Annotated in this window: 16 protein-coding genes; 15 read left to right on the top strand and 1 reads right to left on the bottom strand. The window is 41.8% G+C overall.

The features are described 5' to 3' along the window. Positions 1-57: 57 nt before the first annotated feature. From asnB to HXT58_RS03820, 10 genes are all read left to right on the top strand, one after another. Positions 58-1,944, top strand: a complete 1,887-nt coding sequence (gene asnB / locus HXT58_RS03865) for an asparagine synthase (glutamine-hydrolyzing) (RefSeq protein ID WP_004105112.1) — start codon at positions 58-60, stop codon at positions 1,942-1,944. 254 nt (positions 1,945-2,198) lie between these two features. Continuing rightward, on the top strand, positions 2,199-2,936 hold the full coding sequence (gene infC, locus HXT58_RS03860) for a translation initiation factor IF-3 (RefSeq protein ID WP_064621401.1): 738 nt from the start codon (positions 2,199-2,201) through the stop codon (positions 2,934-2,936). Next, entirely contained in the window at positions 2,917-3,111 is a 195-nt protein-coding gene (rpmI, locus tag HXT58_RS03855) for a 50S ribosomal protein L35 (protein WP_004128670.1), read from the top strand. The genes infC and rpmI overlap by 20 nt, the downstream gene beginning before the upstream one ends. Positions 3,112-3,179: 68 nt before the next feature. Continuing rightward, positions 3,180-3,563, top strand: coding sequence for a 50S ribosomal protein L20 (gene rplT / locus HXT58_RS03850; RefSeq protein WP_004105106.1), 384 nt, complete (start codon positions 3,180-3,182; stop codon positions 3,561-3,563). 94 nt (positions 3,564-3,657) lie between these two features. Then, positions 3,658-4,617, top strand: a complete 960-nt coding sequence (gene xerD / locus HXT58_RS03845) for a site-specific tyrosine recombinase XerD (protein WP_004105098.1) — start codon at positions 3,658-3,660, stop codon at positions 4,615-4,617. A gap of 48 nt (positions 4,618-4,665) precedes the next feature. Next, on the top strand, positions 4,666-5,505 hold the full coding sequence (locus tag HXT58_RS03840; RefSeq protein WP_004105096.1) for a ParA family protein: 840 nt from the start codon (positions 4,666-4,668) through the stop codon (positions 5,503-5,505). A 191-nt stretch (positions 5,506-5,696) separates the two neighbouring features. Next, complete coding sequence (typA, locus tag HXT58_RS03835; protein WP_004105095.1) at positions 5,697-7,622, top strand: translational GTPase TypA; 1,926 nt, start codon at positions 5,697-5,699, stop codon at positions 7,620-7,622. Positions 7,623-7,664: 42 nt separating this feature from the next. After that, positions 7,665-8,072 (top strand): hypothetical protein, encoded by a 408-nt coding sequence (locus tag HXT58_RS03830; RefSeq protein WP_004573915.1) that lies wholly within the window; start codon positions 7,665-7,667, stop codon positions 8,070-8,072. Positions 8,073-8,197: 125 nt separating this feature from the next. Continuing rightward, the gene (locus tag HXT58_RS03825; RefSeq protein WP_032842301.1) at positions 8,198-9,196 is read left to right on the top strand and encodes a prephenate dehydratase domain-containing protein; all 999 of its coding nucleotides are present in this window, start codon (positions 8,198-8,200) and stop codon (positions 9,194-9,196) included. Then, positions 9,190-10,293 (top strand): prephenate dehydrogenase, encoded by a 1,104-nt coding sequence (locus HXT58_RS03820; protein ID WP_415706208.1) that lies wholly within the window; start codon positions 9,190-9,192, stop codon positions 10,291-10,293. The genes HXT58_RS03825 and HXT58_RS03820 overlap by 7 nt, the downstream gene beginning before the upstream one ends. 321 nt (positions 10,294-10,614) lie before the next feature. Here the strand turns inward: HXT58_RS03820 and HXT58_RS03815 are convergent, their stop codons facing one another. Then, positions 10,615-10,908, bottom strand: coding sequence for a DUF6725 family protein (locus HXT58_RS03815; protein WP_116442646.1), 294 nt, complete (start codon positions 10,906-10,908; stop codon positions 10,615-10,617). A gap of 85 nt (positions 10,909-10,993) precedes the next feature. Here HXT58_RS03815 and HXT58_RS03810 point away from each other — a divergent pair, with 85 nt between their 5' ends. The 5 genes from HXT58_RS03810 to HXT58_RS03790 all read left to right on the top strand — a co-directional run bounded on the left by HXT58_RS03810 (position 10,994) and on the right by HXT58_RS03790 (position 18,158). After that, positions 10,994-11,962, top strand: a complete 969-nt coding sequence (locus tag HXT58_RS03810; RefSeq protein WP_116442647.1) for a tyrosine recombinase XerC — start codon at positions 10,994-10,996, stop codon at positions 11,960-11,962. Between the two features lie 385 nt (positions 11,963-12,347). Then, positions 12,348-13,976: a peptide ABC transporter substrate-binding protein gene (locus tag HXT58_RS03805; RefSeq protein ID WP_101885958.1), complete on the top strand. Its 1,629-nt coding sequence runs from the start codon at positions 12,348-12,350 to the stop codon at positions 13,974-13,976. 201 nt (positions 13,977-14,177) lie between these two features. Next, positions 14,178-15,104 (top strand): ABC transporter permease, encoded by a 927-nt coding sequence (locus tag HXT58_RS03800; RefSeq protein WP_004105077.1) that lies wholly within the window; start codon positions 14,178-14,180, stop codon positions 15,102-15,104. A gap of 12 nt (positions 15,105-15,116) precedes the next feature. Beyond that, positions 15,117-16,109 carry an ABC transporter permease gene (locus tag HXT58_RS03795; protein WP_004105075.1) on the top strand — a complete coding sequence of 331 codons (993 nt, stop codon included), beginning with the start codon at positions 15,117-15,119 and terminating at the stop codon, positions 16,107-16,109. A 24-nt stretch (positions 16,110-16,133) separates the two neighbouring features. Further along, the gene (locus tag HXT58_RS03790) at positions 16,134-18,158 is read left to right on the top strand and encodes a dipeptide ABC transporter ATP-binding protein (protein WP_410295640.1); all 2,025 of its coding nucleotides are present in this window, start codon (positions 16,134-16,136) and stop codon (positions 18,156-18,158) included. Positions 18,159-18,189 lie beyond the last annotated feature (31 nt).

Here is an 18,189-nt window from a genome sequence, read left to right as displayed (position 1 = left end):
ATTATTTGCTAGTAGACTAACGTAATGCTGTGTTGTATATTCTACGAGGAGAAATAAATGTGCGGAATTGCAGGGTTCATTAATGACACCCCAATTAACGTCAAAAGCCAAATTGTAAAAGATATGACAGATGTGATTGCGCATCGTGGTCCTGACGAATATGGAACTATGATTGACGAACATGCAGCACTCGGTTTTCGTCGACTTAGCATTATAGATCTTCACGGTGGATCCCAACCTATGTACAACGAGGATGGGAATCTTGCAGTTACTTTCAATGGTGAGATTTATAACTACAAGCCACTTCGCGAAGAACTTATTAAAGCTGGTCACACTTTCCACACTGATTGCGACACAGAAGTATTAGTGCACGGCTACGAAGAGTGGGGTAAAGGCTTACTTAATCGTTTACGCGGAATGTTTGCATTCGTTATTTGGAACAAAAGTACTCAAGAATTGTTCGGCGCTCGCGACCATTTCGGTATTAAGCCTTTTTATTATGCGCAAATGAATGGTACTTTTATGTACGGATCCGAAATTAAATCTTTACTGCGCCATCCAGATTTTAAGAAGGAGCTTAACGAAAATGCGCTTAAGCCGTTTATGACATTCCAATATCCTGCAATTAACGAAACTTTCTTCAAGGGCGTTTTTAAGCTGCGTGAAGGTAATTGCTTTACGTATAAGAATGGCGAAATGAAGATTGAGCAATATTACGATCCTAATTTCAAAGAAACAAAGCAACGCTTGAATGAATTAGTTGATTCTATCGATAAAACAGTTTGTGATTCTGTTCAAGCTCACCAAATTGCGGATGTTGAAGTTGGTTCGTTCCTTTCTTCTGGAGTTGATTCAAGTTATGTTGCAGCTGTTGCACGCCCTGAACACACATATTCTATTGGTTTTGCTGGTGGAAGATACAATGAATCCAAACAAGCAAGCGAATTGGCAAAAATTATTGGCTTAAACAATAAATCTGAAATTATTGACGCTGCTGACGCATTCCGTTATTTCCCACAAATTCAGTGGTATTTGGACGAACCTGATTCTAACTTCTCTTGCGTCCCATTATTCTTCCTTGCAAAATTAGCTTCGCAAGATTTACGCGTTGTGCTAAGCGGTGAGGGAGCAGATGAATTATTTGCAGGATACATTGATTATGGTGTTCATACGCGTTCTAAACTTATTAAAGTTGTGACTCGCATGCTTGCAAAGTTGCCAAAAAAGTTGCGTTACGCGATTGGTCGAGCTGCAAAGGGTAAGCATTTCCACGGAGCGTGGCATTTGTACGCTAATTTGGCTCCAGCTGAGGAGCATTTTATCGGTCAGTCAAAGGTTTTCAATGAGGAAGATGCTGTAAAACTTTTGAAACCTGAGTATCGCAAGGGTCCTAGCGTTCGCAGCATTGTCGATGCTATTTACAATAGAATTGCTGGTAAGGGACTTTCTGAAGTTAAGAAAAAGCAATATCTCGATATGCATCAATGGATGCCAGGAGATATTTTGCTTAAGGCAGATAAAATGACTATGGCACATTCTTTGGAGCTTCGCGTGCCTTTGCTTGATCGTGTTCTTATGGATGTTGCAGAAAAAGTTCCTACTAAATATTTAATTACTGATGAAAATACGAAGTTTGCTTTCCGACAAGCTGCGTCCCGTCATTTGCCAAAAGCTTGGTATGACAGAGAAAAGCTTGGTTTCCCTGTGCCAGTTAAGGATTGGTTGCGTGAGGAACGTTTTTATAAGATTGTTCGTAAAACGTTTGAAAGTGACGATGCTGCTAAATTCTTCGATAGAGATGCTTTACTTCGTATGATTGACGATAATTATGCAAAGAAAAATGACGATCGCCGTAAGATTTGGACAGTTTACACATTCCTGACTTGGTATGATGTGTACTTTAATCACGATGGATTGAAGCCTGAGCCAATGCAGTTAGCGTAGAAATCGCATAGTTCTAGCTTTGATTTGTGGCAGTCAAAACGCGTTTCGTGTGTTGACTGCCTTTTTGTCAAGGCTTCTAGTAGAATAGATATTCGGCTTGAGTAATCAAGAAAGTGGGATGTCCCCACCTGGAAGCCTACTGTGGTTTCGGGTTCATGACTTCGGTCACGCAAGTTAGCTTCTTGTGCTGCTTGCTGCGCTGTTATATAGCGTTTTATTGATATGAAGTAGTGAATCTTAAGCTCTTGGACTTCTTGGTGTATTACATCTTACAAGTATTTAGAAGGATTGGAGTCATCATTAGCGACGAACCACGCATTAACGAGGAAATTCGAGTCCCTCAGGTGCGCCTTATTGGTCCAAAGGGCGAGCAAGTGGGAGTTATCGCAACCTCTGTCGCGTTAAACCTTGCAAGGGAAGCTAACCTCGATCTTGTCGAAGTTGCGCCTACTGCTAAGCCTCCAGTAGCCAAGCTTATTGACTACGGTAAGTACAAGTACAACGAAAAGATTAAGGCTCGTGAAGCACGTCGTAATCAGACTGTCGCAGAGGTTAAGGAAATTCGTTTCCGCCTCAAGATCGACGATCACGATTTCGATGTGAAGAAAGGTCATGTGCTTCGTTTCTTGAACGGCGGAGACAAGGTAAAAGTAACTATTATGTTGCGTGGCCGTGAGCAATCTCGTCCGGTTGGTGGCGTTGAATTGTTGCGCCGACTTGCAGATGAGGTCTCTGAAAGTGGCACAGTAGAGTTTGCGCCAAAGCAAGAAGGTCGAAATATTATTATGACTCTTGCTCCAAAAGGCAAGAAAATTCATACACAGTCTGAGCAACGTCGTCGTGGCGCTGAATCTCGCGCTGAGCGTCAAGCTCGTCAGGCTGCTCGTCTTGCAGCTAAGCAAGAGGTTCAGTCACAAGCTGCAGCTGCAGTAAATGCTATGCAATCCGATCAACATCACAAGGAGGGCAGCAATGCCGAAGATGAAAACTAATTCCGCAGCGTCCAAGCGCGTTCGTCTTACCGGTACCGGTAAGGTGATGCACGATGGTAGCGCCATGCGCCACAACTTGGAGCACAAGTCGGCTCGTAAGCGTCGTGCTCTTTCTGAAGATAAAGTATTGGCTACTGCGCAGAGCAAGAAGCTTAAGGGCTTGCTCGTTAAGTAAGTAACAAGTAAGAATTGCTTGTAAACGAATACGCAATCGAAAATTTTTAAGAAAGCTGAGGAATACTTATGGCACGAGTAAAGCGCGCAGTAAACGCTCACAAGAAGCGTCGCGTTGTTCTTGAGAGGGCTTCTGGCTACCGCGGTCAGCGCTCCCGTCTTTATCGCAAGGCAAAGGAACAGCTGCTCCACTCATTCACTTATAACTTCCGCGACCGCAAGGCTCGCAAGGGTGATTTCCGCAAGTTGTGGATTCAGCGCATTAACGCAGCAGTTCGCGCTGAAGGCATCACCTACAATCGCTTCATTCAGGGCTTGCACTTGGCAGGCATCGAATTGGATCGTCGCGCTCTTGCTGAGCTCGCAGTTTCCGATATTGAAGCTTTCAAGGCTGTTGTTGAAGCTGCTAAGGCTGCATTGCCAGCTGATGTAAACGCTCCAGTTGAAGCCTGATTTTGCTTTAATAGAGTTCTATTTTAAGCCCACCAATTTAGGTGGGCTTTTTCTTTTAAATCAACAAATTTACTTATTAGCTATAATTATTTTTATGCGCTCAAATCTTGATTCTGACAATAGGAAAAATAATATTCCTGAAGAGTTTGCACTTCATATTCAACGCTTTATTGCGCATATTGATATTGAGCGTGGTCTTTCTAAAAAAACAGTATCTGCATACGCTTCAGATTTGCAAGATTACACATGCTGGCTTTACGACGAACGAAAAATAAAAGATATTACTACTATTTCTCAATTAGATATTGAATCATATATTCGAACTTTGAATGAATTAGGGTTGGGGACTAGGACAGTTGCGCGTCGACTTGCAAGTATTCACGAGTGGCATCGCTTTATGCTTGCTCATGGTGACATACAAGCTGACGTTTCAGCGCAAGTAAAAGCTCCAAAACAAGCAGACTACTTACCGGATGTTTTAAGTATTGAAGAAGTAAATAGAGTTATTGAAGCTGCAGGGAATTTTGGAAGTTCCGATGCTATTTCGATTAGAGATACTGCGCTTCTCGAGTTTTTATACGCTACTGGAGCGCGAATTTCGGAAGCAGTTGGCGTAAAATTCGAAGATATTGATTTAAATGAGTCCGTTGTAAAACTTACAGGTAAAGGCTCTAAGCAGCGTTTAGTTCCGATTGGTGGGTGTGCTGTTCGTGCTCTTCGTAACTATATGGAGAAATCTCGCCCAGAATTAGCGTCCAAGGGCAAACGTGAATTGCACACAATTTTCTTAAATAAGAGAGGTAATGCACTTTCTCGCCAATCAGCATGGGCAATAGTAACGCAAGCTGGCGAGCGTGCAAAACTTGACAAACCATTGCATCCGCATACGCTGCGCCATTCTCTTGCCACGCATCTTATTGCAGGTGGTGCTGATGTGCGCACAGTTCAAGAGTTACTTGGACATGCTTCAGTTACAACAACTCAAATTTATACGCATATTAGTCCTGACGCATTAGTTGAAGCTTACGTAATGAGTCATCCTCGAGCTAAATAATTTTATGCTCAGAGTTTCGTGAGTATACCTGTTGATAAAGTGGGGAGCATGCCTACTGATTTACTTGGACGCGAATACGAAACTTTTCATGCACCAGAGCCGTTAACTTCACACGGTCCTGCTCGCATTATTGCAATGTGCAACCAGAAAGGTGGAGTTGGTAAAACTACAAGTTCCATTAATATTGCTGGCGCACTAAGTCAGTATGGTCGTCGCGTTTTGATTGTTGATTTCGATCCGCAAGGTGCGGCAACAGTTGGACTTGGAATTAACGCAAATGCGCTTGATAATACAGTTTATACGGCATTATTTGATTCGTCTGTGGACGTTCACGACGTAATTCGTCATACTGAAACAGAAAATATTGATATTATTCCTGCAAATATTGATTTATCTGCAGCTGAAGTTCAGTTAGTAACCGAAGTAGGACGAGAGCAAATATTAGCAGGTGTATTACGCAAAGTGCGTGACGAATACGACGTTATTATAGTTGATTGCCAGCCTTCTCTCGGCTTGCTTACTGTAAATGCGTTAACAGCAGCTGATGGCGTGATTATTCCACTTGCTGCAGAGTTCTTTGCTCTTCGAGGCGTGGCTCTTCTTATGCAGTCAATTGAGAAGGTACAATCTCGTATTAATCCAAATCTTAAAGTATTTGGAGTTCTTGTCACTATGTATACTCGCACGCTTCATAGTGAGGAAGTGTTGCAGCGCATTTATGAAGCTTTCCAAGATAAAGTTTTGCATTCCGTGATTTCGCGTTCTATTAAGCTGCCAGATTCTACAGTTGCTGCAGTTCCTATCACTATTTTTGCTCCTGAGCACAAGACTGCAAAAGAGTACCGCGAAGTTGCGCGTGAGCTTATTGCTAAAGGTGTTGTTGCTTAAGTTCTTGTGATTCTGCGTTAGTATGTTTTGTAAAGCTGTCTTAGCTCGCTAGTAAAATCGGTGCGGTTTGGCAGCTTACCTATTTGGGCGCTCGTCAATAAGGTATATGGCTACTGTTTTAGCTGATGTTTATAGCTTAAATGGTTGCATGTTAATAATTACTTAAACGCGAAGAATGGAAGAGGTTTGTGATGACTGTTCGCGGTGATATTCGAAATGTGGCAATTGTGGCGCACGTAGACCACGGTAAGACCACTCTGGTAAACGCCATGCTTCAGCAGTCGCACGTATTTTCTGAGCGTGAAGAAGTTCCAGATCGCGTTATGGATTCCAATGATTTGGAACGCGAAAAGGGCATTACTATTCTTGCTAAGAACACTGCTGTGCAGTACACAGGTCCATTAGCTGAAAAGTATGGTCATCCAGAAGGTATCACTATTAACGTTATTGATACTCCAGGTCACGCTGATTTCGGTGGTGAGGTCGAGCGTGGTATCTCTATGGTTGACGGCGTTGTTTTGCTGGTTGACGCTTCTGAAGGTCCTCTTCCACAGACTCGCTTTGTGCTTCGTAAAGCTTTGGAAGCTAAACTTCCTGTTATTTTGTGCGTAAATAAGGTAGATCGTCCAGATGCTCGTATTGAAGAAGTTGTTGGCGAATCTACAGATTTGCTTCTTGGCTTGGCTCAGGATGTTGTTGAGGAAGGTATTGACCTCGATCTCGACGCTTTGCTTGATTTGCCAGTAATTTATTGCGCTGCTAAAGCTGGTTATGCTTCTGTTAATCAGCCTGCGAATGGTGCTCTTCCGGATAACGATAATTTGGAGCCACTGTTTGATTCTATTATTTCGAACATTCCAGCTCCTGAATACGAAGAAGGCGCTCCTCTTCAAGCTCATGTTGCAAACATTGATTCCTCTGACTTCTTGGGTCGTCTTGGTTTAGTGCGAATTTACAATGGTACTTTGGAAAAGGGCAAGACTTACGGTCTTTCTCGTGTCGATGGTTCCATTGAAAACTTCCGTGTTTCTGAGCTTCTTCGCACTCAAGGTTTGGAGCGCACTCCTGTAGCTTCTGCAGGTCCTGGCGATATTGTGGCTGTTGCTGGCGTAAACGACATTATGATTGGTGAAACTATCGTTGACCAGAATGATCCAAAGCCGCTTCCATTGATTCATGTCGACGATCCTGCAATTTCTATGACTTTCGGCGTGAACGATTCTCCTCTTGCTGGAACTGAAGGCAAAGATCATAAGCTTACTGCTCGTATGATTAAGGATCGTTTGGATCGCGAGCTTATTGGTAACGTTTCTATTAAGGTTATTCCGACTGAGCGCCCAGATGCTTGGGAAGTTCAAGGTCGTGGCGAGCTTGCTTTGGCTGTGTTAGCTGAGCAGATGCGTCGCGAGGGCTACGAGCTTACAGTTGGTCGTCCTCAGGTCGTTACCAAGACTATTGATGGTCAAATTAATGAGCCTATGGAAAGCACTACGATTGATGTCCCAGAAGAATACATGGGTACCGTCACTCAGCTTATGGCTGATCGTAAGGGTCGTATGGATTCTATGAGCAACCACGGTTCTGGTTGGGTTCGTTTGCAATTTACTGTTCCTTCTCGCGGTCTTATCGGTTTCCGCACTGCTTTGCTTTCTGCTACTCGCGGAACTGGTATTGCAAGCTCTATTTCCGCCGGTTATGCTCCATGGGCTGGTCAGATTGTGACTCGTCAGAATGGTTCCATGGTTTGCGATCGCAAGGGTGTTGCAACTCCTTATGCTATGCAGCGTTTGCAAGCTCGTGGTATCTTCTTCGTTGATCCACAAAGCCCAGTTTACGAAGGACAAATCGTTGGTATTAACAATAAGCCAGATGAGCTGGATGTAAATATTACGCTTGCTAAGCACATGACTAACATGCGTTCTTCAACTGCTGACGTGCTTGAAACTTTAACTCCACCAATTAAGATGAGCTTGGAAGAGTCTCTTGACTTCGCTAACGAAGACGAGTGCGTGGAAGTTACGCCTGAAGCAATTCGCGTGCGCAAGATTATTTTGAGCCGCGATGAGTGGTACAAGTGGCGTGCTAAGCAGCGTCGTCAAAACAACAACGCTGCATGATAATCGCAATATACCAATTAGTGATGGAACGTTAGGCTTATTATGTCGTCGAAACCGTGGTCGCATCGCTTGCCTTCGTGGGGCAGGTATGCGACCACGTGTGTTTCTGCGCTAATATGCGCGTTGATTGGTACGTTTGCTCATCGCTGCGGTGCAGTGGATAATATTCCTTACGGATTTGCATTATCTATGCTTTTGCTATTTTTGTCTGCTTGGTGTGCAAGATCTCGTAGTGGTTGGAGTGGATTATTTATTCATGCAATAGTTTTTTCATTCGTAGCTTGGCTTATTGCTTTAGATTTTGTTGGTAGCGCAATTCTTGTACCTGTTGGTTTCACAATACCGTTGCCATGGTGTTCGCAATATGTTGGATATTTTTGGCTTTTCGGCATTCTTGTTGCTCACTTAGTTTTGCTTTGTATGCCTCAGCGTTGGTTTGTTATTGAATAGTAAAATAAGTAAAGAATTTGCAATAATTTAAGCTCAATTTTGCATAAAAAGCAGTATTAAGCAGTATTTTTTACAGTAGTCTTGATTACAATATTCTTAACTGCAACAGTTTTTAAGGAATATTCATGAATGGTAATAAGAACAGTCAGAGTGCTCGTAAATTATGCTATTTAGGACCGGAAGGTTCTTTTACTCATCATGCATCTTTAAAAGTTCAAGAACAATGTCAATCATTTGATAATTTGCGACTTATTCCAACTGCTTGCGAGAATGTTCTTAGTATTGCTAGTGAAATTGAAGAGCATCACCATTGGGGTGTTATTGCGTGGGAAAACAATATTGAAGGCGTTGTAATACCTAATTTAGATTTACTCATTGATGCAAAGAATATGGTTGGTATTGCTCGAATAGGCGTTGATATTAGTTTTGATGCTGTTGTTTGCAAATCAGATTCAATCGATAATTGCTCTACTATTGTTGCTCACCCTCACGCGTTGGCGCAATGTCGTAAGTTTTCTCAAGAGCGCGGTTTACAAGAAAAAACTGCGTCTTCAAATGCTGCTGCTTGTAGGGATTTAGTTCCTGGCGAAGTTGCTTTATGTCCTAAAATTTGTGCTGATTTATACAATAGGCAGATTGTGAGCGAAGCAGTTGAAGATTTTTCTGGCGCGCGCACTGAATTTTTAGTGTTAGCTCCTCGAGATCAGGCTTTAGATTTTGTTAATGTGCAGCGAGAAAATTTTTCATCTTTTTCATCAATTATTGCGTTTATTCCGCGTTCTACAGGTGCTGGAGTGTTAGCAAATTTGCTTGATGTTGTGCGAGATCATGGCCTTAATATGACTTCCTTTATGTCTAGACCAATTAAAGGGCAGGATGGTTTATACAGTTTTATTGCAACTGTTGATGCTGCTCCTTGGGATTCTACGTGTAAAGCTATGATTCAAGAGGTTGTTGAACATGGTGATTGGGTTCGAGTTTTAGCAGTGTATTCTTCTGATAAACGCGAGAATCCGGTGATGAATGATTGGATGCTACCTCATGGTGGAGTGTGCGTTGAACCTTCAGTTGATGCTTTACGTAATTTGAACGTAATGCGTGCAGAAAGAGAATTATTATGGTAGAAGATGCTGAATTTTCGCAAAAATTTTCTGTTGGCATTGTAGGTCTTGGTCTTATTGGCGGATCTCTTGCAAAACGACTTGCTAAACTGGCAAATTGCAACGTATATGCATGGAATCGTCATAATGAGCCTTATGACGAAGCTAAAAGTTTAGGAATTACTTGCGTAGAAAAAGTGCAGGATTTAGCAAAACTTCGTCCAAATGTTTTGATTTTATGCAATGCTTTAGCTGCTATGCCAAGTATTTTGCATGAAATTGCACCTTATATTGACAAATCTTGCACAACTATTAGCGATGTCGGCAGCGTAAAAACTTTAGTTCGAGAGCAAGTAAAAGACGCAGGTTTGCAAGATTGTTACGTTGGTGCGCATCCGATGGCTGGTAGTGAATTTACTGGTTGGAAAGCTTCTAGTGATGAGCTTTTAAATGGTGCTTTGTGGGCTTTAACTGTTGATGATTCTACTGAGTTTTGGCGAGTTTGTAATGTTTTGCAAATGATTGTTTCGCTATGCAAGAATCGCGCAATAGTTTTGGATGATGCAACGCACGATAATTCTGCAGCTCTTATTTCTCACATGCCTCACGTTGTTGCAACTGCTCTTGCAAACGTATTATGTGAACAATCTAATCGTGCTATTGCTTTACAACTATCTGCAGGTTCCTGGCGAGATATGACACGAGTTGCTCTTACTGATCCTCAACGTACTCGTGCTATGGTAAGTGAAAATCGGCATAATACTGCGAAATTATTGCGTTCCGTAATTTCTGAGCTAACTTTTGCTGCAAATATGTTAGATAATGATGTTGAAATCTCGGATGCTTTAGAGCAAGAGTTTTTTGCTAAAGCTCAATCTTGGAGAGAATATAAATACCAGCAGCGCAACTCATCTAAAACTAGTACGCAACAAAGCGACGATGCTAAGCAAAATGATGATGCAAATAGCAGATTGTGGAAGTATGATTCTCAAATCAATTGGCAGCAGGAATTACTAGAATCCGCGCGCTCAGGTGAATCTATTGTTGAAATCTGCGAATCTAATACTAACGAATCTTCGCAACTACTATTGCGCGCAGATAGTTCGCTAAACAACTTATAATGTGAGTTCCTCTTTGCTGTGGCGCGAGTTTTGGGGGATCTCTCTCCTCGCGCGTCCCGTCCTTCGGGCGCTCTTGCTGCTAAAAGAGTTCAGTGTGTTCGCCTTTCTTTAAAGAATGTAGCTTCTCAGTCCTCTTTTAGCGCTCGTAGAGAAATCCCCCAAACTCTGCATGCTAATTCGTTAATAACCGTGCTCATTGCAGAGATTTTTCGATTTTTCTTCTTCGCTTGGCGAATCAGCAGCCTGCGGCTCTGACGTTCGCCGCGCTCAGTGCGAAAAATCTCAAATCTCTACCACACGAATAGAAAAAATGAAGTATTACTACACACTAAGCGGTTTTTGAAATTTGCGTTCTGGGATTGGCTTTAATCGGTAAATAGTTTTGGCGTCAATGAACATTTCTTCGGCAGCTCTAGTGCCGTTTGCTGCAGGATCTCGAAGTAAATGAAGCATTACCCCGTCCCACTCGAGTACGTGCCCGATCGCATCATGGTACTCGATTTTTTGTGTTCCATCGTTATTGTTTTCTATAATTTTGTAAGTTCTTACTACTATGCGCGAGCCTGCAGGTATTTGCTTCGGTAGTGTAGTTGAATTCCGTGTTTGTGTGTTCATAACATGCTCCTTGTTGTATTATGCATGTGACTGAAGTATATGGCAAACGTTTTGTTTTAAACTTTTATGGAAGGGTGAGTTAAGCATGAGCAACAATAAATTTGTTTCTGAAAATTTCTTAGGTTTACCTTCTAAATATATGAGTTTAATAGATGATTATATTGATTATGTTCGTGCTAATAAAGGCTTGGGTGAACGCACGCAGAAAGCTTATGCCAGTGATATTTTGCAATGTTTAGCATGGTGTAATCGGCACGGATTTAATAATATTTCAGAGCTTACTACGGATGATTTGCGTTCGTGGATGGCTGATGAGTCGCGAAGTCATGCGCGTTCAAGTTTGGCTCGCAAAGTAGTTGCGGTGCGTGGTTTTTTTGCGTGGTGTCAGCATGTTGAATACATAAGCAGTAATCCTGCAGAAATTTTAATGACGCCAAAAATTAAAAACATGCTACCATCTGTTTTGGATGAACATCAAGCAGAATCATTAATGAATAATGTTGATTCTAAAGCTAATGTTTCATCTTCGTGTACCAAAAATCAGAAAGCTGTAGGACTTCGCAATGCTGCAATTCTGGAGCTTTTATATGCGACTGGTATTCGTGTTGGTGAGCTTACTAGTTTAAATATTCAGGATATTAATTTTTCCTCGCACACTATAAAAGTTACTGGTAAGGGAAATAAGCAGCGTGTTGTGCCTTTTGGGGTTCCTGCTTATAAAGCTTTATCTGCTTGGATTTCTAAAGATGGACGAGAAATTTTATTGCGGAATTCTGTTGAAGAGGCAGTATTTCTTGGTACTCGCGGAAAGCGTATCGATCAGCGTTTGGTAAGGCGGATTGTGCATGATGAGGCTAAGAGTGCGCATGTTCCGGATATTTCTCCTCATGCTTTGCGGCATAGTGCTGCTACGCATATGTTGAATGGAGGGGCAGATTTACGCGAAGTGCAGGAATTATTGGGTCATTCATCGCTTAATACTACTCAGCGTTACACTCATGTTTCTATTGAATCTTTAAAACGTAAGTATTCTCAAGCTTTTCCGCGTGCATGATATTAAATGCTTTAAGTATTCAATTATTCATATTTAACATGTTTTTTACATAATAAATATGTTAATTTACATTTTTGTAATATACATATACCTGTAAAAAACAATAAATTTTACTATATAAATAATAAAATTTTCGGTATTTATAATTAAATCTAGACTTAAATAATTAATTATTACTAATATACAATATTTTTTTCAATTTTCTTTTACTATTGCATTGTTTGTAAAAATACGTATCATTGAATTTTAATCAACGAAGAGGCCTCGTCATTGGCTTGCGAGAATCCATCTGGCAATAAAAACCGGATGGATTTTTATGTTTTAGCTGATGCTTGGCTTTTTTGTGATATGACAATCCTGCCTACCAGACGTTAGGAGAAAATATATGAAGAATAGGGCTTTGGCTTTCGCTGCTGCTGCCTGCTCGCTGGCAATGTTACTTGGTGGCTGTGGCTCTTCCGCTAAGAATGCACAAACAAACGGTGGCAAGGTTATTATTACCGTTTCAAACTCTGAGCCACAAAACGAATTAGTCCCTGGAAACATTAACGAAAATGCTGGCGCTCGTCCTGCCATGTTGGTTAATTCCACGTTGGTAACTTTCGATGAAAAGGGTAATCCTGTAAATGAGGATGCTGAAAGCATCACTCCAAATGCTGATGCTACCCAGTACACCGTGAAGGTTAAGAAAGGAAAGAAGTTCAGCGATGGCACTCCTATTACAGCCGAAAGCTTTGTGAAGGCTTGGAGCTTCGTCGCTAACGCTAAGAATGCTCAGAAGTGTGCTTCCTTCTTCCAAACCATTAAGGGTTATGCTGATTTGCAGAAGGATGGTACTAAGGGTGACGAACAGCTTTCTGGTTTGAAGGTTGTTGATGAAAATACTTTTACCGTTGATCTGGAACAGCCAGATTCTGTATTCCCAATTAAGGTTGGCTACTTGGCATTTGCTCCACTTCCGGAATCCTTCTACAAGGATCCAAAGGCTTATGGCGAAAAGCCTGTTTCTTCTGGTCCATACTTGTTCAAGTCTTGGGATCACAACAAGCAGATCGAAGTTGTAAAGAATCCTGATTACAATGGTCCGCGCAAAGCTCAGAATGATGGCGTAACTTTCAAGGTTTATACAGATGGTAACGCTGCATACCGCGATGTGCAGGCTGGAAACCTCGATATGACTGATAATATTCCAGATACCCAAACTAAGACTTTCCAGAAGGATACAACTGTTAAGGCTTACAACCGTCCAGGTTCTGTAATCCAGCAGTTCACTATTCCTTCAAGCCTCCCACACTTCGATGTAAAGACTGAAGAAGGTAAGCTTCGTCGTCAAGCTATTTCTATGGCTATAGATCGTAAGGTGATTATCGACAAGATTCTCAATGGCACTGCTTCTCCTGCAAACGAATTTACTTCTCCATTGACTCCAGGCTATAAGGCTGATCTTAAGGGTCACGAGAACGTAGAATTTAATGCAAAGAAAGCTAAGGAACTTTGGGCTAAGGCAGATAAGATTTCTAAGTATGATGGATCTCTTACTTTCTCCTACAATGCCGATGGAAATGCAAAGTCTGTGTTCGATGCTGTTGTGAATTCCCTCAAGAATAATCTCGGAATCAAGGCTGAAACCACTCCAATTCCTACATTCCAGGAATTCCGTAATGCTTGCGCTAAGCGTCAGATTAAGGGTGCATGGCGTGCAGGTTGGATGCCAGATTATCCAAGTGCAGAAAATTACTTGACTCAGGAATTTGCTTCCGTTGCAGCTGATGGCAATGGCTCCAACGAAGGTGATTATAAGAATCCAAAGTTCGACGATTTACTTAAGAAAGCTGCATCTTCTAAGCCAGAAGAGGCTATTAAGCTCTATCAGCAAGCAAACGAAATCCTTCTTGAGGATCTTCCATCTGTCCCATTGTTCTACTCGAACGCTAAGGCTGTGATGGTTCCAACTTTGAAGGGCTTCACAATGGATTGGCAGAATATGCCGCTGTACTATCAGCTTCACAAATAAGCTGGTAGCTAATTAAGAAAACAGCATAGTGTTACATACTTTTTAGAAAGTTAGTAAGTAACACTAGTTGGTTCCTCTCAATAATTTGATATCGCTTATTGCGAAATTGCTGCTCCAGCTAAACTAGTTAAATAAAACTATTGAGCTGGAGCGGCACTTTGTTGTTTTTTGAGTAAGTTTTAACAATTCAAGGAGAATTCGATGGGTAAGTACATTCTGCGTCGTATTTTGCAGATGATTCCTGTTGTTCTCGGCACAACATTATTAGTTTATGCTTTAGTATTTGCTTTGCCTGGAGATCCAGTAAAAGCAATGTTTGGAGAAAAACCTGTTAATCCTGCAGTGGCTGCACAAATACGAGCCGAGTATAACTTAGATAAACCATTTATTATTCAATATTTACTATTCTTAAAGAATGCTCTTACCCTCGATTTTGGTCATACTTTTGCAGGTCAACCAGTTATCGATGAAATTGGTCGTGCATTCCCAGTTACTGTTCAACTAGCAATTATGGCATTCGCTTTCGAAGCAATATTTGGTGTCATATTTGGCATAATTTCAGGTTTGAAGAAAGGCAAGTGGTATGACAGTGTGATCCTGGTTGTATCACTTCTTCTTATTTCTGTTCCAACATTTGTGACAGGTTTCGTAGGACAATACTTATTTGGTGTTAAATGGCGTATATTACCAGTTACAGCTAGTAACGATCCTGGATTCTTCGATTTGCTTCTTCCTGCAATGGTTCTTGGTTCTGTGTCTATGGCGTATATCATTCGACTTACAAGATCTGAAATCTCTTCAAATATTTCGCTTGATTACGTGCGTACAGCTCGTGCAAAGGGCTTAAAAGAAGGCTCTGTTATTGTTCGCCACGTTTTGCGCAACTCGCTTATACCTGTCGTCACCTTCTTAGGCCAGGATTTGGGTGCTCTTATGGGCGGTGCAATGATTTCGGAAACAATCTTCAACATTCATGGCGTTGGATTCCTCACATATCAAGGGATTCTAAAAGGAGAAGGAAACCTTGTTGTTTCCATTGTCACGCTTTTGACATTGATATTTGTATTTAGCAATTTTCTTGTTGATATGTTGTACGCGGCTCTTGATCCGCGCATTCGTTACGCGTGAGGGGAGTACACTATGGAAGATAATTTGATGAAAAATGATTTGATTGCAAATAATGCTTCAAATTGCAATATATTACCGGGGCAAGAACGCTACGTTGCACCATTAGACGATACGCCTATTCAGGAAGTGGATTCCGTAGACGAATCCGCTGCTGCAACGAGTATGTGGGCAGATACCTGGAGAACTTTGCGCAGGAATCCATTGTTTATTGTTTCTGCAGTTTTGATTATTGCAATTATTTTTGTTGCATTCTTCCCAAGCATTCTTACAAAGCACAATCCTAATTATTGCGTTTTGGAACACTCTCTTGAGCCAGCTTCAGCCGCGCATCCATTTGGTTTTGATATGCAAGGTTGCGATATTTATGCTCGAGTTGTTTATGGTACTCGTACATCGCTAAGTGTTGGTTTGCTTGCAACTATTTTGGTTGTACTTGTTGGTTCTTTGATTGGTGCGTTAGCAGGATTCTTCGGAGGCTGGGTTGATACTATTCTCAGCCGAATAACTGATATCTTCTTGGCCTTACCAATGCTTCTTGGTGCAATCGTAGTTTTACAAATGTTCCGTACATCTAAATCAATTTGGAAAATTGTGCTTGTTATGGTGCTTTTTGGATGGGTTAGCGTTGCTCGTATTGCACGAAGCGCTGTTATGGAATCAAAAAATCTTGAATTCAATACCGCATCTACTGCTTTAGGATCTACTCCAATACGTAATCTTTTCAAACACATTATCCCGAACTCTTTGGCTCCAATCATTGTTGTTGGAACAACTTCGCTTGGAACTTATATTGTGTTGGAGGCAACATTAAGCTTCCTTGGAATTGGTTTACCAAGTACTACCGTCAGCTGGGGTGGAGATATTTCTACCGCTAGAAATGTTCTTACTACGAACCCAGAAGTCTTGTTCTATCCGTCTATTGCACTCGCAATTACTGTGCTCGCCTTTATTATGATGGGTGATGCTGTAAAGGATGCATTAGATCCGAAGAGCCGTAAGGCGTGAATTTAGCGTGGAGGAATAAAACTTATGAATACAACACGTAAAGATATAGACATTCGCGCCATGCAGCTAGAGCAAGGGCCATTGTTGGAAGTAAAAAATCTCCAGGTTGATTTCACAACAGACTCAAAAAAAGCTGTTCATGCTGTTAGAGATGCTAGCTTCTGTGTTTATCCTGGTCAGTGGGTTGCAATTGTAGGTGAATCTGGTTCAGGAAAGTCCACTTCTGCAATGGCTGTTCTTGGTCTTCTTCCTGGAACCGGTCATGTTACAGGTGGATCTATTAAGCTCAAGGGTAAAGAAATTAGCAGTTTGAAGCCAAAAGAGATTGCTGCTTTGCGAGGTACTGCAATGGGTCTAGTTCCGCAGGATCCTATGAGCAACTTGAACCCTGTGTGGCGTATTGGCGAACAAGTTAAAGAAGCATTAATCGCAAATGGTGTTGACGTTGATCACGAGAAGCGTTCTTCATTAGCTGAGGCTCTTGCAGGCGATTCTGTTCAAGTCAAAAGCAATGAGGATGAAACATTCCTTGGCTCTAAAGAATTACCAGATTTGATTGAAGTCGCTAAGAAAGCTTTGAAAGAAGTTGGGCTTGATGAGCATAATAATGCTGAAAAGTTCAATGAAGCTATTGATTACTACAAGAAAGAGTGGGTTCCAGGCTCTGAAACTCGTTGGCGCGTAGCAGACGATTTAATCAAATATGGTGTGAATGACGACAAAGCTTGGGAAATCGCCAAAAAGTATGTTGTAGGTGCAAGCGTTGAAGATCGTATTGCTGGTTTGCTTGACGAAGCTGGTTTGCCAGATGCTGCAACTCGTGCACGTCAGTTCCCACATGAGTTTTCCGGTGGTATGCGTCAGCGCGCTTTGATTGCTATTGGTTTGGCTTGCCGACCGGATTTGCTTATTGCAGATGAGCCAACTTCCGCTTTGGATGTTACTGTGCAAAAGCGTATTCTTGACCATTTGCATACACTAACTGATTCGCTCGGAACTTCTGTTCTCTTCATTACACACGATTTAGGCTTGGCTGCCTCTCGCGCGCAGCATGTTGTTGTTATGTATAAGGGTCGTGTTGTTGAATCTGGCCCATCGTTGGAAGTTTTGCAGCATCCTCAGCATCCGTATACAAAGAGACTTGTTGCTGCCGCTCCAAGCTTAGCTTCTCAGCGCATTATTTCTGTTAAAGAACACGGTGGTAACGCTGATAACTTGCTTGAGCATCACGTAGTAGGTGAGCAAACTCTTGAAAAAAGTGAGCATATTATTACTGTGGATCACTTAACTCGTGAGTTTAAGCTTCCTCGCAAGAAAGAGCTTTTTAAGGCTGTTGACGACGTTTCATTCTCTATTAAGCGTGGTACAACGTTAGCTATCGTTGGTGAATCTGGTTCAGGTAAATCTACCGTTGCGAATATGGTTTTGCGACTTCTTAAGCCAACAAGTGGAACTGTTACTTACGAAGGTAAGAATATTTCCGATTTAAAGGGTGCGGATTTGCTTGACTTCCGTCGCCATGTGCAGCCAGTTTTCCAGAATCCGTATGGTTCTTTGGATCCTATGTACTCAATTTATCGTTCAATTGAAGAACCTCTGCGTATTCATAAGATTGGTGATAAAAAGAGTCGTAAAAACCGTGTGGTAGAGCTTCTAGACATGGTTCGTATGCCTGCTTCAGTTATGACTCGATTCCCGAACGAACTTTCTGGAGGACAGCGTCAACGAATTGCAATTGCTCGTGCTATGGCTTTGGACCCAGATGTTATAGTTTGCGATGAAGCTGTATCTGCTTTGGATGTGCTTGTGCAAGATCAGGTTTTGCACTTGCTTAACGATTTGCAGGCAGAGCGTGGTTTGAGCTATTTGTTCATCACACACGATTTGGCTGTCGTTCGTCAGATTGCAGACGAAGTTGTTGTTATGCAGCATGGAAAGCTTGTTGAGCATGCAACTACAGATGAGGTATTCGATCATCCACAGATGGAATACACTCGCGATTTGCTCGATGCAATTCCAGGAGGAAATTTGGAGCTTGGTTTAGACTAAATAGTACGAGCTGATGAAAAGGTGCAGGTTT

Source organism: Gardnerella sp. KA01000, assembly GCF_049244035.1.
GTDB classification, from domain to species: Bacteria; Actinomycetota; Actinomycetes; order Actinomycetales; family Bifidobacteriaceae; genus Bifidobacterium; species Bifidobacterium leopoldii.
Note: the sequence above shows the minus strand (reverse complement) of the source record. Positions and strands in the feature narration are given on the sequence as shown.